Consider the following 23,812-nt stretch of genomic DNA (forward strand, 5'->3'; position numbering starts at 1 on the left):
ACACCACCCCGGCTTGGCGACGTGGTCATGTTGCGAAGTCTTTACTTCATCATAGTCAAATAACGGCGATGGTGGAGCTTGAGTTGACGATTCGCTTGCCTGTGCGCAACGGCGTTTCCGCCCTGCAAACACCACATTTGAACCACTGCCCCGCCCCGCGCGCGACGGGCCATTGACTATGCTGTGACAAACCTTACACCTTTCCGCCCCAATCTGCACAGCAGGTTTTGTAACGATAAAACAGAAAGGCCGGCGCTTTCGCCGGCCTTTCTGTTGCGGTTTCCGCGACGTGCATCAGCACTCGCGGACTGCTGATGACAACGCTCAGAGCGTGCGGGCCACCAGTTCTTTCATGATCTCGTTCGAGCCGCCATAGATCTTGCCGACACGCGCATTGGCATACATACGCGCGATCGGGTACTCGAGCATGTAGCCGTAGCCACCGTGCAACTGCAGGCACTCGTCGATGATCTCGCAGTTGCGCTGCGTGCACCACCACTTGGCCATGGCCGCGGTCGCGGCGTCGAGCTTGCCCGCCATCAGCTTTGCCATGCAGTCGTTGACGAAGGTCGCGGCAATGGTCGCGTTGGTCTTGCACTCGGCCAGCTTGAAGCGCGTGTTCTGCAGGTCCAGCAGCGGCTGCCCGAACACCTTGCGCTCGCGCACGTAATCGGTGGTCAGCTCGATCGCGCGCTGCATGCTCGCCACCGAGCCCAGGGCGATGATCATCCGTTCCTGCGGCAACTGCTGCATGAGCTGGTAGAAGCCCTGACCTTCCTGAACGCCCAGCAGGTTGTCGCACGGCACCAGCACGTCGTCGAAGAACAGCTCGGCCGTGTCCTGGCCCTTCTGTCCGATCTTCTCCAGGATCCGGCCGCGGCGGAAGCCGGGCAGGTCCCGGGTCTCCACCATGATCAGCGATACCCCGCGCGAACCGGCTTCCGGATCGGTCTTGGCCACCAGGCACACCAGGTCGGCGTGATACCCGTTGGTAATGAAGGTCTTGGCGCCGCTGATGCGATAGCAGTCGCCGCTGGACGTCTTCTCGCGCACCGCGCGGGTGCGGATCGATTTCAGGTCGGAGCCGGCGCCCGGTTCCGACATGGCGATGGCCGCCACCATTTCGCCGCTGGCCATCTGCGGCAGCCATTTCTCCTTCTGCGCCTGGGTGCCGTAGTTCAGGATGTAGTGCGCCACGATGCCGCTGTGCACGTTGTTGCCCAGGCTGGCGCAGATGCCCCGCGCCATTTCCTGCGTAATGACGGCCTCGTGGGCGAAGTTGCCGCCACCGCCGCCGAATTCCTCGGGAATGCTCGCGCAGAGCAGGCCGATCTGGCCGGCGCGGCGCCAGACGTCGCGATCGATGTAGCCCTGTTCAGCCCAGCGCGCCTCGTTCGGCGCCAGCTCGCGCTCGACAAAGCGCCGCACCGTGTCACGGAACAGGACCAGGTCTTCGGTCATCCAGGGTGCCTCGGTCGAGGCGGCGGCGTTCAGTTCGGGAGATCCCATGATGTGTATCGACTTCGAAATGCCAGAGGAGGAAGAAAGGCAGCCGGCCATGCCCGCTGCCATGCCTATATAGATAGAGATAGGCGCGTGTTGAAGGCGGCCGGGCATGCGGCAATGCAGCATGCCGGACCGCCCGATATCAGTCAGGCCAGCGATAACGCGGCGCCTGCTTGGACAGGAACCGGCTGGCGGCTTCCTGGCGGTATTCCGTCGCGAAGGCAATGCCCTGTCCGTCCGCTTCCATGGCCAGCATGCTGTGCAGGTCCTGGTTCAGCGAGGCATTGAGCGCCTTCTTGGTCAGCGCCACGGCCACCGGCGATGCCTCGGTGAATGCGCGAGCCATCGCGCGCGCGCGCTCCTGCAGGCTGTCGGCCGGCACGATCTCCATGACGATGCCTTGCTCCTGCGCGGCCTCGGCATCGAGTTCGCGCATCGAGAACATCAGCGCCTTGGCGCGCTGGAGTCCGATCATGCGCGGCAATGTGTAGAACACACCACAGTCGGGAATCAGGCCCAGGCGCAGGAACGGCAGCGCGAAGCGCGCGCGCGGCGTGGCCAGGATGATGTCGGCGGTCAGCGCCAGGCTGAAGCCGGCGCCGAAGGCGGCCCCGTCCACCGCGGCGATCACCGGGATCTCGAGCTGGATCAGCGCCTCCAGCCACGGGTGGATGTTGTTCAGCCGCTGGCGGCCCTGCGCGGCCGTGAACTCGCCCTGCATGGAGCTGATATCGCCGCCCGAGCAGAAGTCGGTGCCGGCACCGGTCAGGATCAGCGCGCGCACGCTGGCGTCCTGGCGCAACTGGTGGATCACATCCCCGATTTCCCGGCGCATGACGCCGTTAAGCGCGTTCTTGCGCGCCGGGTAGTCCAGCGTGAGGGTGGCAACGCCGTCTTCCACGGCATAGCGAATCGTTTCCATCGATGACTCCTGGGAAGGCTTGCGGTTCGGCGCCCTGCGCGGCGATCAGTCCAGCTGGATATGCGCGTCGCGCACGATCCTGGCCCACTTCGGCATGTCGCCCGAGACCACGCTGGCCAGTTCCTGCGGCGCGGAACCCACCGGCTGCAGCCCCATGCCGGCCAGCTTCTGGCTGATTTCCGGCAGCTTGACGATGCGCGCGACTTCGGTCGCCAGGCGCGTGGTCACTTCCTTCGGCGTGTTGGCCGGCAGGAAGATCGCGAACCAGCCGCTCGGCTCGAAGCCATGCAAGCCCTGTTCGGCAAACGTCGGCACGTTGGGGATCGCCTTGAAGCGCTGGGTGCCAGTGATGCCCAGGATCTTGAACTTGCCGCTGGTGAGGTACGGATACGCCGAAGTCACATCGACGAAGGCCGAATCCACCTGGCCGCCGAGCAGGTCGTTGACCAGCGGCGCCGCGCCCTTGTACGGGATGTGCGTCAGGTCGATGCCGGCCTGCTGGCTGAACAGTTCCCCGTGCAGGTGCGACGAGGTGCCGTTGCCGTACGAGCCATAGCTGAGCTTGCCGGCCTTGGCCAGCGCGATGAATTCACGCAGCGTGCTGGCGGGCACGCGGTTGGGCACCACGAACAGGTCGGACGACTTGGCGATCAGCGAGACCGGCGTGAAGTCCTTGCTCACGTCGTAAGGCGTGCGCTTGTAGAGGCTCGGCGACTGGATCAGCGCGGTGATGGCCAGCAGCACCGTGTAGCCATCGGGCGAGGCCTTGGCCACGATATCGTTGCCGAGCATGCCGCTGGCGCCCGGCTTGTTGTCGACCACGACTGCCTGGCCCCAGGCCTCGGCCAGCCGCTGGCCGATCATGCGGCCCACGGTGTCGGTGCCGCCCCCGGCCGGATACGGCACGACCAGGCGGATCGGCTTGCTCGGGTAGTTGGGCTGGGCCACTGCCTGGCCCACGCTGCCCAGCACGGCGGCGCCCGCCAGGGTGCCGGCTTGCGCCAGCCAGGTTCGTCTGCTGTTGTGCATGATGCTGTCTCTCTCTGAAACTCTGTCTGTCGGCCGGCCTTACCGGCTTTGCGCGTTGGCTTGCGCCGGGTCCGCCGGCCGCATGGCGTCTTCCTGCAAGGCGCGCCACTGGATCTTGCCGGTGGCCGACTTGGGCAGCGCGTCAACGAACTCGACGATGCGCGGCACCTTGTAGGCCGCCAGGCGTTCGCGGCACCAGGCCATGATGCGTTCCGGCTCGGCGTCGGGCGTGCCGAGCGAGCCGGGGCGCAGCGCCACCACGGCCTTGACCGTCTCGCCGCGATGGTCGTCGCGCGCCGCGATCACGCAGGCCTCGTGGATGGCGGGGTGGCCGTAGAGCAGGTTCTCAACCTCGGCCGGCCAGACCTTGAAGCCGGACGCGTTGATCATGCGCTTGAGGCGGTCGCGCATGAAGAAGTAGCCCTCTTCATCCATGAAGCCGAGGTCGCCCGTGCGCAGGAAACGCTTGCCGTCGATCTCGATGAACGACTCTTCGTTGGCCTGCGGGTTGTTCCAGTAGCCCTGCATCACCTGGGCGCCGTGGGCGACGATCTCGCCGATTTCGCCCTGGGGCAGCTCGGCCAGCGTGTCGGGGTCCACCACGCGGGCATCCACGCCGAAGGTGGCAATGCCCAGGCATTCGCGCTTGGGCTTCTGGCGCGGGTTGGACAGCAGGAACGACGCGGTCTCGGTCATGCCGTAGGCTTCCACGTACGGCAGGCCAAAGCGCTCCTGCAGCATGTTGGCCACCGCATCGGGCATGGCGGCCCCGCCGCCGCCCAGGAACGCCAGGCTGGACAGGTCGCGCTGCTCCACGCCCGGCTGCGCGAAGAAGTCCACCAGCATGGCCGGCGGCGCGCCCCATACCGAGGCGCGATAGCGCTCGATCAGGTCGACGGCCAGGGCGCGGTCCCAGCGCGGCATCAGCACCACGGTCGCGCCCAGGTAGATCGGCGAATGCATGCAATTCTGCATGCCGAGCAGGTGGAACATCGGCGCCACGGCCAGCACCACGGCTTCCGGCGAACTGCTGCGCCACACCTGGGACCCCACCGCGGAAGTCATCATGGTGCCGTGGGTATGCATGCAGCCCTTGGGATTGCCGGTCGTGCCCGAGGTGTAGGCCAGCATGCAAAGCGTGTCGTAGCCGGCCTCGTGCGGGCGCGGACGCTGGCCGGCATTGCGCGCGGCATCCCATTCCACCGGCATCGCGCCGCTCGGTGCCGCTTGCAGCGCGGGCGCCGGCTCGCGCAGCCAGGCCGGCACCTGCAGGCCACCGTCGTCGCGCAGCATGCCTGCGTAGTGATGGACGATCACGTTGCGCAGCGCCTTGCCGTGCAGCGGCGCGACGCGGTCGTACAGCTCGCTGCCACAGAAGGCGGCCACGGCGCCGCTGTCGCTGACCACGTGTTCGAGCTCGGCTTCCAGCCACATCGGGTTGGCCGGCACCACCACGGCCTCGGCGCGCAGGATGGCGTAGTAGGCCGCGATGTACTGCGGGCAGTTCTGGCTGAACAGCACCACCCGGTCCCCGGGCGCGATGCCGCAGGTGTGCTGCAGGTAGCCGGCCATGCGCTCGACCTCGTCCAGCAGCGCCGGGTAGGAAATCGCGGTGCCGAAATACTGGATCGCGGTCTTGTCGGGATAGCGCCGCGCGGCCACTTCCAGGTTGTAGAACAGGCTGGTGCGCGGCACGTGCAGCGAGCCCGGCAAGCCGGCGGGCCAGGCGGGGGAACGGTAAGGCTGGGTGGTACTGGCGGACTTCATGTCAGGCAATGCTCAGTCAAGACGAATGTTGTGGGTACGGATCACCTTGCCCCAGCGCGCATAGTCGGTCTGCACGGTCTGGGCAAAGGCATCGGGGGTGCTGCCGGTCAGGATCACCCCCATGTCGTTCATGCGGGTACGCACGGCGGGATCGGCCAGCACCTTGTTGACGTCGGCGGAGAACTTCTCGACGATCGCGCGCGGCGTGGCGGCCGGCAGCAGCAGGCCAAACCAGCCCATCGAATCCATGCCGGCGATGCCGGCTTCCTTGAACGTGGGCACGTCAGGCAACTGCGGCGCGCGCGACGGCCCGGTCACGGCCAGCGCGCGCAGGCGCCCCGAAGCCGAGTGCGGCTTGGCCCCCATCACGGAGATCACCGCGGAAGGCACCTGGCCGCCGAGCAGGTCGTTCAGTTCCGGCGCCTCGCCCTTGTAGGAGACGTGGATCATGTCGAGCCTGGCGCTCTCGTTGAAGATCTCGCCGTAAAGGTGGCCGCTCGAGCCGGTGCCGTACGAGCCGTAGGAGTACTGCTTCGGCTTGGCGCGCACCAGCGCGACAAACTCCTTCAGGCTCGTGGCCGGCACGGCGCTGTTGATGGCGAACACCAGGTTCGTGGTGCCCAGCTCGGACACCGCGACAAAATCCTTGATGGGATCGAACGGCGCCTTCGCATAGAGGCTCGGCGCCTGCACGAGCGTCGTAATGGTCAGCAGCGCGGTGTAGCCGTCCGGTTCGGCGCGGGCCACCACTTCGGAGCCGATCATGCTGCTGGCGCCCGGGCGGTTCTCGACGACCACCGGGCGCTTCCAGGTCTTGCCCAGGCCATCTGCAATCGCGCGCGCCAGCACGTCGGTCGCGCCGCCGGCCGGATACGGCACGACCAGGCGCACGGTTTTCGACGGAAACGCCCCTTGCGCCATCGCGTCGCCGGCGCCGAGCAGGCCGGTGACGATCCCGCCCACGGCCAGCGCTCCGGCGCCCAGACGCTGCAATGCACTACGACGATCTGCCTGCATGTGGTTGTCTCCTCTGTATTTTTTGTTGGCAGGGCCTGGGGGCCTGGCCCCGTTTTTTGTCGCCGGCCTTGCATCCGACGATCCGGCCCTGTCCGCGTGCCGGTGGCGGTCCGTTCGGCGCGGACTTTTCCACAGCGAAAGAGTGCGCGATCGGGGGCGGTCCGGACAATGACCAGACGACCCAAAATGATTGGCCGAACTGCTCAGATGGAAGGCAGGCTTTGGCAAATCCCGATTGTGCGGCGCCACCGGGCCGCGATAAGGTCTGACCCAGGCCGACATGCCGCCATACGAAGGGGGGCAAAGTCGGGCACCGCCCCAGAACGACGAGGAGACTCATGCACATCGTTGCCACGCCCGCTCACCGGCATTCCGTGCCGGGCATGCCGCGCAGCATCGCCGCGCCGGGTCCGGTGCTGGCCGGCGTCACCGGCGCCGTCATGGCGGCACCGGCCGCGGCGCCCGCGCCGGCCCGCCATACCATCGCCATCCACCACGTCCAGCAGATCCTGCTCGGCGCACACCGGCTCGGTTGCGACATCGAAGCCCTGCTGCGCCGTTCGGCCATCTCGCCCGCACTGCTGGCGTCGCCCGCCGCGCGCGTCACCCAGGACCAGTACGCCGCGCTGATCCGCTCGCTGCGCCGCATCACGCGCGACGAGCTGTGGGGCCTGCTGAGCCGCCCCGTGCCACCCGGCGTCTTCGCCCAGGCCGCCAGGGCGATGATCCATTGCACGACGCTGGAAGAGGCCATCCAGGCCGGCTTGCGCCAGTACCGGCTGCATATCGGCGACTTCACGCCCAGATTGCACCGCTCCGACGATGGCAAGACGGTTTCCGTGCGCCTGCACGCGCATGCGCCGGCATCGCCGTGCCAGGTCTTTGCCGAGTCGACGTTCGTGTTCCACGCGTATGGCCTGATCAACTGGCTGGTGGCGCGGCGCGTGCCACTGTCGCGCGTCGACCTGAGCGCGCGGCCCCCCACCGGGCAGACCGACACCGAGCGCGTCTTCAATACATCGGTCCAATACAGCCAGCCCTGCACGGCGCTGCACTTCGATGCCGCGTGGCTGCGGCTGCCGGTGATGCAGGACACCACCGGCCTGGACGAGTTCCTGAGCGAAGCCCCGCACAACCTGCTGGTGCGCTACCGCGACAACAGTTGCCTGGCAGAGCGCATCCGCCTTCACCTGCGCTCGCACCTGGACGACGAACTGCCTTCGCTGGAGCAGATGGCGCAGATGCTGCGCCTGACGCCGCAAACCTTGCGCCGCCGCCTGCGCGACGAAGGGCGCGGCTACCAGAACATCAAGGACAGCCTGCGGCGCGATGTGGCAATCGGCATGCTCGAGCGTTCCGGCCTGACGCTGCAGCAAGTTGCGCTGCGGCTGGGCTTTTCGGAGCCGAGCACCTTCCATCGCGCCTTCAAGAAATGGACCGGCGTGGCACCGGGCGAATACCGCCAGCGCGGCATGCAACTGGCAAGCGCCGAAGCCTGACAACGGGGAAGAAAAAAGGCCGGCGATGACAAGGTCATCGCCGGCCTTTTGCTGTGGGACGCTTGCGCGCGTGCTCAGACCACGCCCTGCTCCCGCAGCGCAGCAATCCGCTGCGCCGACAAGCCCAGCACCTCGCCCAGGATCCGCTCGGTATGTTCGCCGAGGCGCGGCGGCGGCGCGTCGTACTGCACCGGCGTCGCCGAAAGCCGCAGCGGGCTCTTGACGGTCGGGCAGATGGCGCCATCCTTGCGCACCAGGTCGACCTGCAGTTCGCGATGGCGGACCTGCGGGTCTTCCAGCACCTGCGCATAGTCGTTGATCGGCCCGCACGGAATGCCCTGCGCTTCCAGTGCCTCCACCCAGTGCGCGGTGGCGCGGGTGCGCATATGGTCTTCCAGCATCGGCACCAGCACCTCGCGGTGGATGATGCGCCCCGGGCCGGTGGCAAAGCGCTCGTCTGCGGCAAGGTCCGGACGTTCGATGCCGCGGCAATACGCCTGCCACTGGCCGTCATTGCCGGCCGCGACGATCATGTAGCCGTCCGCCGTGGCGAACACGTGGTACGGCACCATGTTGGCGTGGGCATTGCCGTAGCGCGGCATGGCCTGGCCGGTGATGCGCTGGGCGATGATCGGCGTCGCGCCCACCGCCACCACGGCGTCGAGCAGCGCCATGTCGATATGCTGGCCCTCGCCGGTGCGCTCGGCATGCCGCAGCGCCGCCAGCACGGCCACGGTCGCGTACATGCCGGTCAGCATGTCCACCACCGCCACACCGACCTTCTGCGGTCCGCCGCCGGGCAGGTCGTCGCGCTCGCCGGTCACGCTCATCAATCCGCCGATGCCCTGGAAGATGAAGTCGTAGCCTGGCTTGTGCGCGCTCGGTCCGGTCTGGCCATAGCCCGTGATCGAGCAATAGACCAGCGCCGGGTTGATCGCCTTCAGGCTCTCGTAGTCGAGCCCATAGCGCTTCAGGTCGCCGACCTTGTAGTTCTCCAGGACGATATGCGACTTGGCCGCCAGGTCGCGCACGACCGCCTGCCCTTCCGGACTGGCGATATCCAGCGTCAGCGACTGCTTGCCGCGATTGGCGCCGGCAAAGTAGGTGGCATCGCGCGACGGCTGTCCGTCAGCGTCCGGCAGCCACGGCGGGCCCCACGAGCGCGTGTCGTCGCCGACCCGTGGACGTTCCACCTTGATGACTTCGGCACCAAGGTCCGCCAGGTTCTGCGCGCACCAGGGCCCGGCCAGGATGCGCGACAGGTCGAGCACCCGGACGCCGGCCAGCGCGCCCTGCATGGCGGCCGCCATCTCAGATCGGGTCCCAGCTGATCACGTCGGGCGAGCGCTCGAGCTTGAAGAAGCTGTTGCGCATGGCCGGCATGGCGATCTCGCCGATCGATTCCGGCGTCCAGCCTTCGCTCATGTGCACCGAGCGCACCGGGCGCGGCTGGCTCATCAGGATGATTTCGTTGGCGCGCACCGCGAAGATCTGCCCGTTGACCTCGGCCGCCGACGGGCTGGCCAGGTAGACCGCGACGGGGCCGATCTTGCCGGCTTCCATCTTCTGCAGCTTGGCCACGCGGGCCTTTTCTTCCGGCGTTTCGGCCGGGATCGAACTGGTCATGCGGCTCCATGCGAACGGCGCAATGCAGTTCGAGCGCACGTTGAAACGCTGCATGTCGAGCGCGATCGACTTCGACAGCGCGGCGATGCCCAGCTTGGCCGCCGAGTAGTTGGCCTGGCCCAGGTTGCCGATCAGGCCCGAGGTCGAGGTCATGTGCACGAAGGCGCCGCCTTCCTGGTCCTTGAAGTAGTTGGCCGCGGCACGGCTCACGAAGAAGGTGCCGTGCAGGTGCACATCGATCACCGAACGCCATTCCTCTTCGTTCATCTTGAAGAACATGCGGTCGCGCAGGTTGCCGGCGTTGTTGACCACGGCGTCGATGCGGCCGAAGTTGTCGAGCGCGCACTGCACGATGGCATTGGCGCCGTTCCAGGTCGATACGCTGTCGGTATTGGCCACGGCTTCGCCGCCGGCCGCACGGATTTCATCCACCACGCGCTGTGCGGGGCCGGCATCGCCACCTTCGCCGGACATCGAGACCCCAAGGTCGTTGACCACGACCTTGGCGCCGGCGGCTGCCATCGCCAGCGCGATACCGCGCCCGATACCACCACCTGCGCCCGTTACCAGCGCTACCTTGCCTGCCATCAAACCGCTCATTGCGTTGCTCCTCTGAATACTTTCCCGGTCACCGGACCGCGTTTCTGGCGACAATAACGGCTTGTCCGCGACGGCCATGCCAGGCGCGGACAATCATGTCCAGATGTTATTGCCACGCCAGATACGATAAATTGTCGGCTGAGACATTGGAATTCACGATTCGCAAAAGTGGCCTTTGGCCTGACGGAACCCCATGCATTACGACCTGACCGACCTGCGCCTTTTCCTCAACGTCGGTGAAACGGAGAACCTGACTCGCGCGGCGGAGCGCAGTTTCCTGTCCCTGCCGGCGGCCAGCACGCGCATCAAGCAACTGGAAGAGGCGTTCCAGACTCAGTTGCTGATCCGCCAGGTCAAGGGCGTCAGGCTGACCCCCGCTGGGGATGCCCTGCTGCGCCATGCGCGCGAGGTGTTTCGCGAGCTGGAGTGCCTGCACTCCGACCTGCGCCCCTATGCCAAGGGCGTCAAGGGCAAGGTTCGCCTGCTCGCCAATACGACCGCTACCAACTCCTTCCTGGCGACCGGGTTGTCGCGCTTTCTAAGCGAAAACCCTGACGTAGACGTGGAACTGGAAGAGCACTTGTCGCAGGAAATCGTCTCCGCGGTCAGTGCCGGCGCGGCGGACCTGGGCATCGTGGCGGGCGAAGTCGCCACCGAGGACCTCGATGTGATGCACCTGTGCAGCGATGAGCTGATCGTGATCGCGCCGGTCAACCACCCGCTGCCGCAGTTCAAGCGGCTGCACTTCGCCGACCTGCTCGACACCTGCCGCTTTGTCGGCCTGAACCAGTTCAGCGCGATCCAGTCGTTCCTGGACCGCATCGCCAGAGGCATGGGCAAGCGCATCAGCCTGCGCATCCAGGTCGGCAGCTTCGACGCCGTCTGCCGCATGGTCGAGGCCGGCGCCGGCATCGCCATCGTGCCCAACAGCTGCGCGCGCCGCTACGCCAGCCGCAAGGTGCTGCGCTTCATTTCGCTGGAAGACGAATGGGCGCGCCGCGAATTGCGCCTGTGCCGCCGCCCGGGACGCGAACTGCCGCAATTCGCCGAAACCCTGATCCAGTACCTGGTCGACGCCGCCCGCGAGCCCGTATAGGGTTGGCAATGCATGGCCGTTGCCCGGGGGGTCAGGCCGCCAGCCCGGCGAGCGGCCGCAGCGAGATGACCATGACCGCGATCAGCACAGCCATGATCGCCACGCCGGACCAGCTGGTGCGGCCACAACGCGCCAGCGAGTCGTTGACCAGTTCCGGCGACCAGTGGTATTCGCGCAGCCGTTGAACCGTCGATTCCGCATGCCAGCGGTAAAGCTGGTTGCCATAGAAACCGAGCAGCAGCGCCATGGCATACAGCAGCGGCCGCGACAGCACGACCGGCATGCGGATCTGGAACAGCGCATGCAGCACCGGTTCGGCGCAGAGGATGATGGCGTAAACGCCGACCTGCCAGTACATGCGGCGGTAGGCCATCCAGAACGGTCCGAAGAGGAACGCCGCCCAGTTCCACGACATGCCGTTGCGCGACCCGGCGAGCTGCCACTTGTTGCGGTAGTACGCGAACCGCGGTCCCACGAACACGGCCAGCGCCGCTTCGTCGCTGATGATTGCTTTCATGCCTTGCCCCCTGACTGCAGTGGGTCCCGACGACGGACCTCTGCCAGAGCATAGGCTTGAGCTGGCGCGCCAATCGTGCGCTGGCGCGCAGATGGAGCGATCTGGGTGGCAGTCACGGGCGCACATCCGCGCGGCCTTGCCCGGCGGCACGTCGAGTGCCGCCGGGCGCGCCGTCTACGCCCCTCACGGACATCGTTCCGTCTCACCGACATCGGTCGGCCCCTTGCGCCGGGCGAGGACGTGGTCCGTTTTCGCTTCCCCTGCTTTTTCGCGGGTCGCATGTGACGCCCTATCGTCGCCAATGTGCCCGCTCGTGCATTGTGGCCGATCATCGGCGCCGGATCATCATCAATATTGGTGAGGCGTGGCGAACGCGCCTGTCGCGTGCGCGATGCGGTGCCGTCCTACAGTGCAAACGGATTGGTCCGGACACGGCGCAGCCGCCGCTCCTTCTATCGTGGAAGCGTGGAGAAAAGGAAGGAGAACCAACATGCCCTATATCATTGCCTGGCTTCTCGGCGTACCGGCTCTCGTGCTGATCCTGATCTGGCTGTTCATGCACTGATGTGCTGCCCGCCGTTACTTGTTACTCGCTTGAAAGGACGCCCGGTTCGCCGGGCGTCTTGCTTCCCGTGCGAGTCGCCGATGCGCCGCACCTAAGCCGCACCTAAGCCGCACCTAAGCCGCACCTAAGCCGCTCTTTCGCAAATCCGAATTTCGGGCCCATGGGCCCTCGGGAATAATGGCCCCATTCAAATCGACCGGGCCTACCCCCATGTTTGCAGATCAGGATCAAGACCAGCTTTTCCCGGAAATCCGCGAAGCCGTGCGCAGCCTTTGCGCGGGTTTCGATTCGGCCTACTGGCAGCGCGTTGAAGAACAGAACGGCTTTCCCGAGGAATTCGTCCAGGCGCTAACCCAGGCGGGCTGGCTGTCCGCCCTGATTCCCGAGGCCTACGGCGGTTCCGGCCTGTCGCTGACGGCGGCCTCGGTCATCATGGAAGAAATCAACCGCAACGGCGGCAATTCCGGCGCCTGCCACGGCCAGATGTATGTGATGGGCTGCCTGCTGCGCCATGGTTCCGACGAGCAGAAGAAGCGCTGGCTGCCGGGCATCGCCTCCGGCGAGCTGCGTATGCAGTCGATGGCCGTGACCGAGCCGACCACCGGCACCGACACCACCAAGCTCAAGACCACGGCCGTGCGCAAGGGCGACAAGTACGTCGTCAACGGTTCCAAGGTGTGGATTTCGCGCGTGCAGCACTCGGACCTGATGCTGCTGCTGGCACGCACCACGCCGCTGGACCAGGTCAAGCGCAAGTCGGAAGGCCTGTCCGTGTTCGTCGTGGACCTGCGCGAAGCCATCGGCAAGGGCCTGACGGTCCGCCCGATCCGCAACATGGTCAACCACGAGACCAACGAGCTGTTCTTCGACAATCTCGAAGTGCCGGCCGAGAACCTGATCGGCGAGGAAGGCAAGGGCCTGAAGTACATCCTCGACGGCATGAACGCCGAGCGTATCCTGATTGCGGCCGAGTGCATCGGCGACGGCTACTGGTTCGTCGAGCGCGCCAGCAACTATGCGCGCGAGCGCGTCGTGTTCGACCGTCCGATCGGCCAGAACCAGGGCATCCAGTTCCCGATCGCGCGCTCCTACGTCAATGTGGAAGCCGCCAGCCTGATGCGCTACAAGGCCGCCGCGCTGTTCGACGCCGGCAAGCCGTGCGGCAAGGAAGCCAATATGTCCAAGCTGCTCGCGGCCGATGCGTCGTGGGAAGCAGCCAACGTCTGCCTGCAGACGCACGGCGGCTTCGGCTTCGCGGCGGAATACGACATCGAGCGCAAGTTCCGCGAGACGCGCCTGTACCAGGTCGCGCCGATCTCCACCAACCTGATCCTGTCCTACGTGGCCGAGCACGTGCTCGAACTGCCGCGTTCGTTCTGAGGCCGCGCATGACTGCATCTACGCCCAACGGCATTCGCCCGCTCGACGGCATCCGCGTGGTGTCGCTGGAACACGCGGTGGCCGCGCCGTTCGCCACGCGCCAGCTCGCGGACCTCGGGGCCCGCGTCATCAAGATCGAACGCCCCGGCGTGGGCGACTTCGCGCGCGGGTACGACAAGTCCGTGCACGGACAGGCTTCGTACTTCGTCTGGCTCAACCGCGGCAAGGAAAGCCTGACCCTGGACCTGAAGGATGAAGAGGCGCAGTCCATCCTGCACCGCCTGCTGGCCGATGCCGACGTGCTGGTGCAGAACCTCGCGCCGGGCGCCGCCGCGCGCATGGGGCTGGATTTCGACACGCTGCACGGCAAGTACGAGAAGCTGATCGTCTGCGACATCTCCGGTTATGGCGACTCCGGCCCCTATCGCGACAAGAAGGCCTATGACCTGCTGATCCAGGCCGCCGCCGGCCTCGTGGGCCTGACCGGCGGCCCGGACGAGCCGTCGCGCGCCGGTGTTTCGATCGCCGATATTTCGGCCGGCATGTACGCGTACAGCGGCATCCTGTCGGCACTGCTGCAACGGGGGCGCACCGGCAAGGGATTGCGCGTGCAAGTGACCATGCTCGAGGCGATGGCCGAGTGGATGAACCAGGTTCTCTATTTCGGTCACTACGGCGGCAAGGCGCCGGCGCGCGTTGGCGCGTCGCACCCGACCATCGCGCCGTATGGGATTCATCGCACCGCCAATGGCAGCGTGATCTTCAGCGTGCAGAACGAGCGCGAATTCGCTAATTTCTGCGAGATCGTGCTCGGCAACCGCGAACTCGCGCAGGACGCACGCTTTTCCAGCAATACCGCCCGCGTCAGCAACCGCCCCGAACTCACCGCGCTCATCGAAGCACGCTTTGCGTCGCTGACGGTGGCGCAGGCGGAGGCGCTGCTGGACCAGGCGCAGATCGCCAATGCCCCGATGAACGACATCGAAGGCGTGTGGAACCATCCGCAGTTTCAGGCGCGCCAGCGCTGGCGCGAAGTCGCCACGCCGGCGGGCCCGATCGACGCGCTGCTGCCGCCGGCCAACCTGTCGGGCGTGGAGCCCGTCATGGGCGATGTGCCGGCACTGGGCGCGCACAGCCGCAGCATCCTGGCTGAACTGGGCTATGGCGATGGCGACATCGACGCACTGGTGAACAAGAAGACTGTCTGAGGACGTTCGAGCAACGTCCGTTCCCGCCGTCCTCTCCCGCATCGGGAGAGGATCCTGATCCCCGCAAGGCCGCAAGCGGCCGAGCCCAGCCAACTATCTCCGGAGACGGCATGAGCCAACCCGCAGACCACTCCTATCCGACCCGCCAGCTTTGCGAATTCCTGGCCCGTTTCACGCTGGCCGACGTGCCCGCACCTGTGATCGAGCGCACCAAGGACCTGTTCCTGGACTGGATCGCCTCGGCCATTGCTGGCAAGGACGCCCCCGCCGTGCGCAAGATCCAGGAATTCGCGGCGGCCATGGGCCCGTCTACGGGCGACGCCGAAGTCTTCGTCGACCGCCGCCGCACCTCGCCGTACTTTGCCGCGCTGATCAACGGCGCTTCGTCGCACGTGGTCGAGCAGGATGACGTGCACAACGGCTCGGTGCTGCACCCGGCAGCCGTGGTGTTCCCGGCCGTGGTCGCTGCCGCGCAAGCCGAAGGCAAGACCGGCGCCGAAGTACTGCTGGCCTCCATCGCCGGTTATGAGGCCGGCATCCGTATCGGCGAATTCATGGGCCGGTCGCACTACCGGATCTTCCACACCACCGGCACGGTCGGCACGCTGGCTGCCGCCGCGGCAGTCGCCAAGCTGTACAACCTTGACGCCGAAGGCATCAACCAGGCGCTGGGTTCGGCCGGCACGCAAGCTGCCGGCCTGTGGGAATTCCTGCGCGACGCCGCCGACTCCAAGCAGCTGCACACTGCGAAGGCCGCCGCCGACGGGCTGCAGTCCGCATGGCTGGCACGCGCCGGCTTCACCGGTGCGAAGCAGATTCTCGAAGGCGCCCAGGGCATGGCCGCGGGCATGTCGAGCGACGCCAACCCGGCCTGGCTGATCGATGGCCTGGGCACGCGCTGGGCCACCGCCGAAACCTCGTTCAAGTTCTTCGCCTCGTGCCGCCACACGCATCCGGCCGCCGATGCGCTCAAGGTGCTGATGCAGCGCGAGGGCGTCGCCGCCGGCCAGATCGCCAGCGTCACCACGCATGTGCACCAGGGCGCCATCGACGTGCTCGGCCCCGTGGTCAACCCGACCACCATTCACCAGGCCAAGTTCTCGATGGGCACCGTGCTGGGCCTGGTTGCCGTGCATGGACACGCGGGCCTGCCCGAGTTCGAGGATTACGCGCTGCAGGACGCAAAGGTGGCTGACTTCCGCGGCAAGGTGGAGATGGAGCTCGACGACGAGATCAACGCCGCTTATCCGCGCCAGTGGATCGGCCGCGTGACGGTACGCACCACCGACGGCCGCACGCTGGCCGCGCGCGTCGACGTGCCCAAGGGCGACCCCGATAACACGCTGTCGCGCCCCGAACTCGAAGCCAAGGCGTTGCAGCTTGGTGCGTTCCGCCACGGCGCGACCGAGGCCGAGATGCGCACGATCATCGCGCGCGTGTGGGCACTGGAAAGCGCGCCGAACGTGAACGACTGGCTGCCTGCCGCACGCTAAGGCACACGACCATGTCCACTGCTGTAACCTACCTGTTCGTGCCGGGCGACCGGCCCGAACGCTTCGACAAGGCCGCCGCGGCGAAGCCGGATGTGATGGTCCTCGATCTCGAGGACGCCGTGCATCCGGACGCCAAGCCGGCGGCTCGCGAGGCCATCGCGGCCTGGCTGGCTGCAGGCCCTGCCGCCAACGCCTGCGTGCGCATCAACGACAGTGCCGCCTCCGGCTTTGCCGCCGACATGGCGTGGCTGCGCGCTCTGCCCAAGGGAACGCCGCTGGCGGCGCTGATGGTGCCCAAGGCGGAAGATCCGGCCGCGCTCGCGGCGATTACGGAAGTCCTGCACGGCATTAACCCGGAAGCCGAACTGATCGCCATCATCGAAACCGCGCTGGGCCTGCATCAGGTCGATGCCGTGGCGACGGCCAGCGGTGTCGCGCGGCTGGCGTTCGGCTCGCTCGACTATGCGGTCGATCTCGGCTGCAGCCACACGCGCGACGCCCTGGCGTATGCGCGTGCGCGCATCGTGCTGGCGTCGCGCGTGGCAGGGCTGCCGCCTCCGGTCGACGGCGTCACCACCGCGCTGAAGGACGAGTCCGTACTTGCCGACGATGTCGCTTATGCGCGCGCGCTCGGCTTTGCCGGCAAGCTTTGCATCCACCCGGCCCAGCTCGGCGCGGTCCGCGCGGGCTTCCTGCCCTCGCCCGAACAGCTCGACTGGGCGCGGCGCGTGCTGGAAGCGACCGCCAGCGGCAGCCATGCCGTGCAGGTTGATGGGAAGATGGTGGATCGCCCCGTCATCGAGCAAGCCCGCCGGCTGATCGCGCTGGCGCAACCGTCGGCGCTCTGAACATAAAGGCTTTGTCATGACCCAGAACTCCCAACTCGAGCACCTGCGCACCTGGATCGGCCGCAGCGAATCGCGTACCGAAACGCTGACACCGGAGCCGGTGACCGGCCTTGCCGCCACCTTTGACCTGGACCCGGAAGCCGTGGTGCGCGGACCGCTGCCGCCGCTGTGGCACTGGCTCTATTTCCTGCCGCGCGCGCCGCAGCGCGATATCGGCGCCGACGGGCACCCGACCCTCGGCGGCTTCATGCCGCCCGTGCCGCTGCCGCGCCGCATGTGGGCCGGCAGCGAGCTGTCATTCGAGCGTCCGATCCGTGTCGGCGATACGGTGACGCGCACGTCGACGATCAAGGATGTCCAGCATAAAGCCGGCCGCACCGGTGAGCTGTGGTTCGTGGCAGTCGACCACGAACTGACGGTCGATGGCCAGGTCGCGGTGCGCGAGCGCCACGACATCGTCTACCGTGCCATGCCGGAAGTCGGCAAGCCGCAGCCACCGCGGCCGCGCCTGGAGCACACGGCGCAATGGCAGCGAACGCTGCGTGCCGATCCGGTGATGCTGTTCCGTTATTCCGCGCTGACGTTCAACGGCCACCGGATCCACTACGATCGCGATTACACGCGCGAGGTCGAAGGCTATCCGGGCCTGGTGGTGCACGGCCCGATGCAGGCCATGCTGATGCTGGACCTGGTGGCGCGCGAGCAGCCGCAGGCACGTGTGCGCCGCTTTGGTTTCCGCGGGCTGGCGCCGCTGTTCGACCAGGACATCATTACCGTTGGTGGCACGGCGGATCCGGCGCAGGCCGGCAAGCTGATCCTGTGGACCGGCGACGATGCGGGCGGCCAGGCCATGCAAGGCTGGGCCGAAATCGAAGGTTGATAGCAGGATGGCGTGAGGCCCGTCCGCGGGCCGCCATGGCATTGAGGAACGGCAAGTCTTGCGACTTGCCGTTTTTCTTTGGCCCTTCGCTGAATTGGGGGGACGTCTTGCTTGGCAGGCGCGGCTGTTTCGCTGGTGATGCCCCCGACCAGCCGACTACTGAGCCGCGCAGCAGCCGAAGGCGATGATGCGATATGACGTGCAGTGTCGGGCCACGGACAGTTTCGGGGCTCGTTCAATCATTGTTGGAGAGCCTGCATGCGGTCGCGCTCCACGCGGCAGGCAGCCGGGCACGCTCTGAAGCGAGTACCCGTACGAAATTCTTTGCACGCTACGATCAATATTCGTCCGTTAGGACAAGTAAACGCGTTTCTTTGCCTACTTTCTTGTCGCTCGGACAAGAAAGTAGGTCGCCGGCTACGCCGGCGAAACAGCAGCGCCTGCCAAGAACAACGCCTCCCAATTCGCCGAAGAACCGTTTCTTTGGGAATCTGGGGATACCGAAGGAACAACCGCCCCGCCCTAAATGCAAAGCGCCGCCCAACGAGGCGGCGCTTCGGCAGTGGTTCGGAAGCGAATCAGAATCCGCTCCCGATACTCAGTCGGCCTGGATCTTCGCCGTCTTGACGACCCCGCCCCACAGCGTCAGTTCGCGCTGAATACGATCCGCCAGCGGTTTGGGGCCGGAAATGTTGAGGTCGTAGCCGCCAGCAACCATGCGCTGCTTGAACGCCGGATCATCGCCGATCGCCTTCTGTGCCTTGACCAGCTTGTCGACCACGTCGGCAGGCAGCTTCTGCGGCCCGATCAGGGCATACCAGCCGGTCAGGTCATAGTCCTTGAGGCCCGATTCGATCATCGTCGGTACGTTCGGCAATGCCGGATTGCGCGTCTTCGACGTCACCGCCAGCGCCCGCACCTTGCCACCGTTGATGTGGCCGATCGCGGTACCGGTGATGTCGAACATGAACGTCACCTTGCCGCTCATCACATCGGCCATGGCCGGCGAGTTGCCCTTGTACGGCACATGCAGCATCTTCACGTGGCTCATCTGCGCGAGCAGTTCGGCCGACAGGTGGTTGGAAGCGCCGACGCCGGCGGAGCCGAACGTCACGTCGTCCGGATGCTTGCGCGCGTAGTCGACCAGTTCCCCAACGTTCTTCGCCGGAAAGTCCTTGTTCACGAGCAACACATTGGTGTAGTCGGTGATCAGGCCGATGTAGGTGAAGTCCTTGAGCGGGTTGAAATTGACCGAGCGCTGGATCAGCGGCGTCATGGTCATGGTCGGGCTGGCGACGAAGTACAGCGTGTAGCCGTCCGGTGCGGACTTCGCGGTCAGGTCGGCGGCAATGGCGCCGCTCGCGCCGGCGCGATTGTCCACCACCACCGGCTGGCGCAACGCGCGGCCGAGCTGGTCGGCGTAGATGCGCGCGGCCGTGTCGACGGGGCCGCCAGGCGCATAACCCACGATCAGCTTGATCGGGCGCGACGGATACGCATCCGCCGCCCAGGCTGCACCGTGCAGCAGGGTGGCCATCATCGCGGCAATGGTCATCCAACGTTTCATCTTGTCTCCTCCAGGATTTGCTTTGTGTTCCCCGCCGGACACAGGCTGCCAGCGGGAAAAGAAAACGTCGCCAGGCGTCAGCCCAGCAGCGAACGCAACGGCTGCTTCAGCAGTTTGCCGCTGGCCGTCGTGGGAATCACGTCGATCACGCGCACTTCGGCCGGGCGCTTGTACGGCGCCAGGCTGTCGCGCAGGTAGGCATCGAGCTTGGCACGATCGGGTTCGACGCCGTCCTGCATCTCGATGAAAGCCACCACCTCTTCATTGCCGTCGCTGGTGTTGCGGCCGACCACGGCCGACTGGCGCACGCCCGGGAACGCGTTGATCACGGACTCCACTTCGATCGGGTACACGTTGAAGCCCGAACGGATGATCAGGTCCTTGGAGCGGCCCGAGATGAACAGCGCGCCATCGGTGTCCAGGTAACCCAGGTCGCCCGTATTGAGCCAGCCGCCGGGCAGCAGCGCCTCGGCGGTCTGCTCCGGGTTGCGATAGTAGCCAAGCATCACGCCCGGACCGCGCACGCGGATCTGTCCGCGCTCGCCGGCGGGCAGCGCATTGCCTTCGCCATCGGTGATATTGATCTCCACGCCTTCGACGATGTAGCCGGCCGAGCAATCGGCGCGCGGCGCCTCCATGCGCGTGATAAAGAGCGATCCGGCGTATTCGGTGATGCCGTAGCCATGGTGCAGCGGCTGGCCGAAGTACGCCTCGACGTCGCCCTTCAGGGTCGGATCCAGCGGCGCGCCGCCGGTGTAGAGATAGCGCAGGCGCGGATAGGCCTTGCGCTCGCGTTGCTGCGCCACCGCCATGATGCGCGTGAACATGGTGGGCACGCCCTGCAGGATGGTGATCCCCGGCGCATCGAGCGCCGCGAAGACCTCGTCCGCATCGAAGCGGGGGCGCACGAACAGGCTCGCGCCGCCATACAGCGTGGCCAGCAGCACGGTGGCAATGCCGAAGATGTGCGACATCGGCAGCGCGCCGTAGGCGACATCGGCCGGCCCCATGTTGCGGGAGGTCGCGGAAATACGGGCGAAGTGCGTGAGGCCTTCGTGCGGCACCATCACGCCCTTCGGCGCACCGGTGGTACCGGAGGTATAGATCAGCGTGGCCACCTTGCGCGCCTGTTCGGCGGGCACGCGGTCCGGCGTGGTCGTGGCGCGCACCACGGTCATGCCGTCGGCAAACACCGCGCAATCTGCCGCCTTGGCGTCCAGCCTGCGTCCGTGCGCGGCGGCGACATCGGAGACATGCCCCGTGAACAGGACCAGCACCGGTTGCGCATGGTCGCGGATATTGTCGATCTCGCGCGCCGACAGGCGTGCGTTGATCTGGATCGGCCACGCCTGCAGCGCGCTGCAGGCGAACATCGTGACGATCATCTCGTTGCAGTTCTCGCCCACCACGATCACGCGGTCACCCTCGCCCACGCCCCGTGCGGCCAGCCAGTCGCGCGTGGTCTCGATGCGGCGCCACAGGTCGCCATAACTGATCACGTTGCCGCTCTCGTGCAGGCACGGCGCCTGCGGCGTCTGCGTGGCCCAGTGGCGGGGAATGTCGTGGATGAACTCGGGGCGGAAGGAAGACATGATGCTCGCTGCTCGGTCGGGAGTGGGGGTACGGCGAATGCGCGAATGCGTCGAAGAATGCACCAGAACGCACTTGCTGCAGGCCACGAAGTTTGCGCCATGTATCCCCGCTAATCCATTTCGAATTCGCTAAGGCCGTCTTCGGCACGGCCGTCTCCCCAGCGCAACGGTTCCGCCGGTCCGAAGGTCACCTTTGCCATTGATGAAGAACCGAATCGAAAGCCCCTCATACAATCGGCCCGCACAGTGAAGGGCCGCCGCGCATACGCCATGCGGCCCGCGTACCACAGGGGACATTCAGATGGATTTGCGTTTTACCGCTGAGGAACAGGCCTTCCGCGAAGAAGTCCGGGCTTTCGTCCAGGCCAATCTGCCGGAGGACATCCGCAACAAGGTGCTGAACCACCAGCGTATCGAGAAGGACGATTACGTCCGCTGGCACCGCATCCTGAACGCGCACGGCTGGGGCGCACCGACCTGGCCCAAGGAATGGGGCGGCACCGGCTGGAGCGCGCTGCAGCGCCTGATCTTCGAGATCGAGACCCTGCGCGCCGGCGCCCCGCGCATGCTGCCGTTCGGCCTGACCATGATCGGCCCGGTGCTGATGAAGTACGCCAGCCAGGCGCACAAGGAATACTTCCTGCCGCGCATCCCCAACGTCGATGACTTCTGGTGCCAGGGCTATTCGGAGCCGGGCTCCGGGTCGGACCTGGCCTCGCTCAAGACCCGCGCCGTGCGCAAGGGCGACAAGTACATCGTCAACGGCCAGAAGACGTGGACCACCATGGCCCACTTCGCCGACTGGATCTTCTGCCTGGTCCGCACCGACCCCGAGGCCAAGGCCCAGGAAGGCATCTCGATGCTGCTGATCGACATGAAGTCGCCCGGCGTGACGGTGCGTCCGATCAAGACGCTCGATGGCGGCCACGACGTCAACGAGACCTGGTTCGAAGACGTGGAAGTGCCCGTCGAGAACCTGCTCGGCGAAGAGAACAAGGCCTGGACCTACGCCAAGTACCTGCTCGGCCATGAGCGCACCGGCATTGCCGGCATCGGCCACTGCCACCGCGAACTGCGCCAGCTCAAGCACTACGCGAGCCAGGCCACCGACGGCGCCGGCCGCCCGCTGATCGAGGACGTGCGCATGCGCGACAAGATCGCGCGCATCGAGATGGACATCATGGCGCTGGAAATGCTGCTGCTGCGCGTGGCCACGCAATCGGGCGGCCAGCCTGGCCCGGAGGCCTCGATCGTCAAGATCCGCGGCTCGGAGATCCAGCAGGACCTGGCCATGCTGATGATGGAAGTCGCCGGCCCCAACGCGTGGCCGTACTCGCCGGACTGGCTCGAGCCGGGCGCCGAGCAGCCGGGCTCGGCTCCGGACTGGGCCGCTTCGGCGTCGTCGACCTACTACGACATGCGCAAGACCTCGATCTACGGCGGCGCCACCGAAGTGCAGAAGAACATCATCTCCAAGATGATCCTGGGTTTCTGAAGGGATAGCAGACATGGACTTCACCTACAGCGAAGAGCAGCAGATGCTGGCGGACAGCCTGCGCCGCTTCATCGATACCGAATACACCTTCGACGCGCGCCGCAAGAGCGCGCGTGCCGGCGAGGCGCTGGACCGCAACCTGTGGAACAAGCTGGCCGAAATGGGCGTGCTGGGCCTGACCGTGCCGGCCGACTTCGGCGGCTTCGGCGAAGGCGCCGCGAGCCAGCTCGTGGTGCAGCGCGAACTGGGCCGCGGCCTGGTGCTGGAGCCGGTCACGCCGAGCGGCGTGATGTCGGCGGCGATCCTCTCGGCCTACGGCAGCCAGCAGCAGAAGGAAGAATGGCTGCCGGCCATCGCCGGCGGCGAGCGCATCGTCACGCTGGCCTATCTTGAGCCGACCACGCGCTACCGTCCCGAGACCGCGCGCGCCAGCGCCGAACGCAGCGGCAGCGGCTACGTGCTGAACGGCACCAAGAGCCTGGTCTGGCACGGCGCCTCGGCCGATGCCTACCTGCTGACCGCGCGCATTGCCGGCAGCAACGAAGTTGCCCTGTTCCTGGTGCCGCGTGACAGCGCCGGCCTGACCGTGACCGGCTACCCGACCATCGACGGCCTGCGCGCCGCCGACCTGTCGCTGCAGAACGTCACCGTGGGCGCCGATGCGCTGGTGGGCCAGCCGGCCGACGGCCTGGCAGCTTTGGGCCTGGGCATGGAGCACGGCGTGGCCGCGCTGTGCGCCGAAGGCGCGGGCGCGATGGAAAAGCTGATCGAGATCACCGGCGAGTACCTGGGCACGCGCCAGCAGTTCGGCAAGCCGCTGGGTGCGTTCCAGGCGCTGCAGCACCGCATGGCCGACATGCTGGTGCAGAAGGAGCTGGCCCTGTCGATGGCCTATGTGGCCGTGCAGGCCATGGACGAAACCGATCCGGCCCGCCGCCGCCGCATGCTGTCCGCGGCCAAGGTCACGCTGGCACGTGCCGGCCGCTATGTCGGCCAGCAAGCGGTGCAGCTGCATGGCGGCATGGGCATGACCGACGAGCTGGCCGTGGGCGATTACTTCAAGCGCCTGACCATGCTCGACCAGTTGCTCGGCGACAGCGACTATCACCTGCAGCGTTTCGGCGAGGTGATGGAAACCGCGGCCTGAGGCCAGTGTAGCCAGACCGGCGGCGCTCCTGCGAATCGCAAGGAGCGCCGTCTCGCGC

20 protein-coding genes are annotated in these 23,812 nt (G+C 66.5%); 10 read left to right on the top strand and 10 right to left on the bottom strand.

What is annotated here, in order from left to right; all coding sequences use genetic code 11:
• Positions 1-324 precede the first annotated feature (324 nt).
• The 5 genes from AC3FKH_RS19400 to AC3FKH_RS19420 form a co-directional block, all read right to left on the bottom strand.
• The gene (locus AC3FKH_RS19400; RefSeq protein ID WP_488677449.1) at positions 325-1,509 is read right to left on the bottom strand and encodes an acyl-CoA dehydrogenase family protein; all 1,185 of its coding nucleotides are present in this window, start codon (positions 1,507-1,509) and stop codon (positions 325-327) included.
• Between the two features lie 139 nt (positions 1,510-1,648).
• Positions 1,649-2,428: an enoyl-CoA hydratase/isomerase family protein gene (locus tag AC3FKH_RS19405; RefSeq protein ID WP_488677450.1), complete on the bottom strand. Its 780-nt coding sequence runs from the start codon at positions 2,426-2,428 to the stop codon at positions 1,649-1,651.
• A 45-nt stretch (positions 2,429-2,473) separates the two neighbouring features.
• Positions 2,474-3,457, bottom strand: coding sequence for a Bug family tripartite tricarboxylate transporter substrate binding protein (locus AC3FKH_RS19410; protein ID WP_488677451.1), 984 nt, complete (start codon positions 3,455-3,457; stop codon positions 2,474-2,476).
• Between the two features lie 39 nt (positions 3,458-3,496).
• Positions 3,497-5,224, bottom strand: a complete 1,728-nt coding sequence (locus AC3FKH_RS19415; RefSeq protein ID WP_488677452.1) for a long-chain fatty acid--CoA ligase — start codon at positions 5,222-5,224, stop codon at positions 3,497-3,499.
• Positions 5,225-5,236: 12 nt separating this feature from the next.
• A complete protein-coding gene (locus AC3FKH_RS19420) occupies positions 5,237-6,241 on the bottom strand; it encodes a Bug family tripartite tricarboxylate transporter substrate binding protein (protein WP_488677453.1) in 1,005 nt (334 codons plus the stop codon).
• Between the two features lie 338 nt (positions 6,242-6,579).
• Between AC3FKH_RS19420 and AC3FKH_RS19425 the strand changes: the two genes are divergently transcribed.
• Positions 6,580-7,740, top strand: coding sequence for an AraC family transcriptional regulator (locus AC3FKH_RS19425; RefSeq protein ID WP_488677454.1), 1,161 nt, complete (start codon positions 6,580-6,582; stop codon positions 7,738-7,740).
• A 74-nt stretch (positions 7,741-7,814) separates the two neighbouring features.
• On the opposite strand, the gene AC3FKH_RS19430 is transcribed toward AC3FKH_RS19425, so the two are convergent.
• Positions 7,815-9,050, bottom strand: a complete 1,236-nt coding sequence (locus AC3FKH_RS19430; RefSeq protein ID WP_488677455.1) for a CaiB/BaiF CoA transferase family protein — start codon at positions 9,048-9,050, stop codon at positions 7,815-7,817.
• A 1-nt stretch (position 9,051) separates the two neighbouring features.
• Positions 9,052-9,966 (bottom strand): SDR family NAD(P)-dependent oxidoreductase, encoded by a 915-nt coding sequence (locus AC3FKH_RS19435; protein ID WP_483712225.1) that lies wholly within the window; start codon positions 9,964-9,966, stop codon positions 9,052-9,054.
• A 193-nt stretch (positions 9,967-10,159) separates the two neighbouring features.
• On the opposite strand from AC3FKH_RS19435, the gene AC3FKH_RS19440 reads away from it, so the two are divergent.
• A complete protein-coding gene (locus AC3FKH_RS19440) occupies positions 10,160-11,062 on the top strand; it encodes a LysR family transcriptional regulator (protein WP_483712226.1) in 903 nt (300 codons plus the stop codon).
• A gap of 31 nt (positions 11,063-11,093) precedes the next feature.
• Here AC3FKH_RS19440 and AC3FKH_RS19445 read toward each other — a convergent pair whose 3' ends face one another.
• Entirely contained in the window at positions 11,094-11,579 is a 486-nt protein-coding gene (locus AC3FKH_RS19445; protein ID WP_488677456.1) for a DUF2628 domain-containing protein, read from the bottom strand.
• Between the two features lie 775 nt (positions 11,580-12,354).
• On the opposite strand from AC3FKH_RS19445, the gene AC3FKH_RS19450 reads away from it, so the two are divergent.
• The 5 genes from AC3FKH_RS19450 to AC3FKH_RS19470 all read left to right on the top strand — a co-directional run bounded on the left by AC3FKH_RS19450 (position 12,355) and on the right by AC3FKH_RS19470 (position 17,953).
• Positions 12,355-13,524, top strand: coding sequence for an acyl-CoA dehydrogenase family protein (locus AC3FKH_RS19450; RefSeq protein ID WP_483732880.1), 1,170 nt, complete (start codon positions 12,355-12,357; stop codon positions 13,522-13,524).
• 8 nt (positions 13,525-13,532) lie between these two features.
• The gene (locus AC3FKH_RS19455) at positions 13,533-14,732 is read left to right on the top strand and encodes a CaiB/BaiF CoA transferase family protein (RefSeq protein WP_488677457.1); all 1,200 of its coding nucleotides are present in this window, start codon (positions 13,533-13,535) and stop codon (positions 14,730-14,732) included.
• A 110-nt stretch (positions 14,733-14,842) separates the two neighbouring features.
• Positions 14,843-16,225 carry an MmgE/PrpD family protein gene (locus tag AC3FKH_RS19460; protein ID WP_488677458.1) on the top strand — a complete coding sequence of 461 codons (1,383 nt, stop codon included), beginning with the start codon at positions 14,843-14,845 and terminating at the stop codon, positions 16,223-16,225.
• Between the two features lie 11 nt (positions 16,226-16,236).
• On the top strand, positions 16,237-17,073 hold the full coding sequence (locus tag AC3FKH_RS19465; RefSeq protein ID WP_488677459.1) for an HpcH/HpaI aldolase/citrate lyase family protein: 837 nt from the start codon (positions 16,237-16,239) through the stop codon (positions 17,071-17,073).
• A gap of 16 nt (positions 17,074-17,089) precedes the next feature.
• The gene (locus AC3FKH_RS19470; RefSeq protein ID WP_488677460.1) at positions 17,090-17,953 is read left to right on the top strand and encodes an HTD2 family dehydratase; all 864 of its coding nucleotides are present in this window, start codon (positions 17,090-17,092) and stop codon (positions 17,951-17,953) included.
• Positions 17,954-18,551: 598 nt separating this feature from the next.
• Here AC3FKH_RS19470 and AC3FKH_RS19475 read toward each other — a convergent pair.
• On the bottom strand, positions 18,552-19,520 hold the full coding sequence (locus tag AC3FKH_RS19475) for a Bug family tripartite tricarboxylate transporter substrate binding protein (protein ID WP_488677461.1): 969 nt from the start codon (positions 19,518-19,520) through the stop codon (positions 18,552-18,554).
• Between the two features lie 77 nt (positions 19,521-19,597).
• Positions 19,598-21,112: a class I adenylate-forming enzyme family protein gene (locus AC3FKH_RS19480; protein ID WP_488677462.1), complete on the bottom strand. Its 1,515-nt coding sequence runs from the start codon at positions 21,110-21,112 to the stop codon at positions 19,598-19,600.
• Here AC3FKH_RS19480 and AC3FKH_RS19485 point away from each other — a divergent pair.
• The 3 genes from AC3FKH_RS19485 (at position 21,021) to AC3FKH_RS19495 (ending at position 23,754) form a co-directional block, all read left to right on the top strand.
• Positions 21,021-21,245, top strand: coding sequence for a hypothetical protein (locus tag AC3FKH_RS19485; RefSeq protein ID WP_488677463.1), 225 nt, complete (start codon positions 21,021-21,023; stop codon positions 21,243-21,245). The genes AC3FKH_RS19480 and AC3FKH_RS19485 overlap by 92 nt on opposite strands.
• Positions 21,246-21,413: 168 nt before the next feature.
• Positions 21,414-22,607: an acyl-CoA dehydrogenase family protein gene (locus AC3FKH_RS19490; RefSeq protein WP_488677464.1), complete on the top strand. Its 1,194-nt coding sequence runs from the start codon at positions 21,414-21,416 to the stop codon at positions 22,605-22,607.
• 13 nt (positions 22,608-22,620) lie between these two features.
• Entirely contained in the window at positions 22,621-23,754 is a 1,134-nt protein-coding gene (locus AC3FKH_RS19495) for an acyl-CoA dehydrogenase family protein (RefSeq protein ID WP_488677465.1), read from the top strand.
• Positions 23,755-23,812 lie beyond the last annotated feature (58 nt).

It is taken from the genome of Cupriavidus sp. 21MJTG02-4 (assembly GCF_057798975.1).

Coding starts and splice junctions, on each gene's coding strand:
- AC3FKH_RS19400 (WP_488677449.1), bottom strand. CDS start 1,509: ATGGGATCTCCCGAACTGAACGCCGCCGCCTCGACCGAGGCACCCTGG.
- AC3FKH_RS19405 (WP_488677450.1), bottom strand. CDS start 2,428: ATGGAAACGATTCGCTATGCCGTGGAAGACGGCGTTGCCACCCTCACG.
- AC3FKH_RS19410 (WP_488677451.1), bottom strand. CDS start 3,457: ATGCACAACAGCAGACGAACCTGGCTGGCGCAAGCCGGCACCCTGGCG.
- AC3FKH_RS19415 (WP_488677452.1), bottom strand. CDS start 5,224: ATGAAGTCCGCCAGTACCACCCAGCCTTACCGTTCCCCCGCCTGGCCC.
- AC3FKH_RS19420 (WP_488677453.1), bottom strand. CDS start 6,241: ATGCAGGCAGATCGTCGTAGTGCATTGCAGCGTCTGGGCGCCGGAGCG.
- AC3FKH_RS19425 (WP_488677454.1), top strand. CDS start 6,580: ATGCACATCGTTGCCACGCCCGCTCACCGGCATTCCGTGCCGGGCATG.
- AC3FKH_RS19430 (WP_488677455.1), bottom strand. CDS start 9,050: ATGGCGGCCGCCATGCAGGGCGCGCTGGCCGGCGTCCGGGTGCTCGAC.
- AC3FKH_RS19435 (WP_483712225.1), bottom strand. CDS start 9,966: ATGAGCGGTTTGATGGCAGGCAAGGTAGCGCTGGTAACGGGCGCAGGT.
- AC3FKH_RS19440 (WP_483712226.1), top strand. CDS start 10,160: ATGCATTACGACCTGACCGACCTGCGCCTTTTCCTCAACGTCGGTGAA.
- AC3FKH_RS19445 (WP_488677456.1), bottom strand. CDS start 11,579: ATGAAAGCAATCATCAGCGACGAAGCGGCGCTGGCCGTGTTCGTGGGA.
- AC3FKH_RS19450 (WP_483732880.1), top strand. CDS start 12,355: ATGTTTGCAGATCAGGATCAAGACCAGCTTTTCCCGGAAATCCGCGAA.
- AC3FKH_RS19455 (WP_488677457.1), top strand. CDS start 13,533: ATGACTGCATCTACGCCCAACGGCATTCGCCCGCTCGACGGCATCCGC.
- AC3FKH_RS19460 (WP_488677458.1), top strand. CDS start 14,843: ATGAGCCAACCCGCAGACCACTCCTATCCGACCCGCCAGCTTTGCGAA.
- AC3FKH_RS19465 (WP_488677459.1), top strand. CDS start 16,237: ATGTCCACTGCTGTAACCTACCTGTTCGTGCCGGGCGACCGGCCCGAA.
- AC3FKH_RS19470 (WP_488677460.1), top strand. CDS start 17,090: ATGACCCAGAACTCCCAACTCGAGCACCTGCGCACCTGGATCGGCCGC.
- AC3FKH_RS19475 (WP_488677461.1), bottom strand. CDS start 19,520: ATGAAACGTTGGATGACCATTGCCGCGATGATGGCCACCCTGCTGCAC.
- AC3FKH_RS19480 (WP_488677462.1), bottom strand. CDS start 21,112: ATGTCTTCCTTCCGCCCCGAGTTCATCCACGACATTCCCCGCCACTGG.
- AC3FKH_RS19490 (WP_488677464.1), top strand. CDS start 21,414: ATGGATTTGCGTTTTACCGCTGAGGAACAGGCCTTCCGCGAAGAAGTC.
- AC3FKH_RS19495 (WP_488677465.1), top strand. CDS start 22,621: ATGGACTTCACCTACAGCGAAGAGCAGCAGATGCTGGCGGACAGCCTG.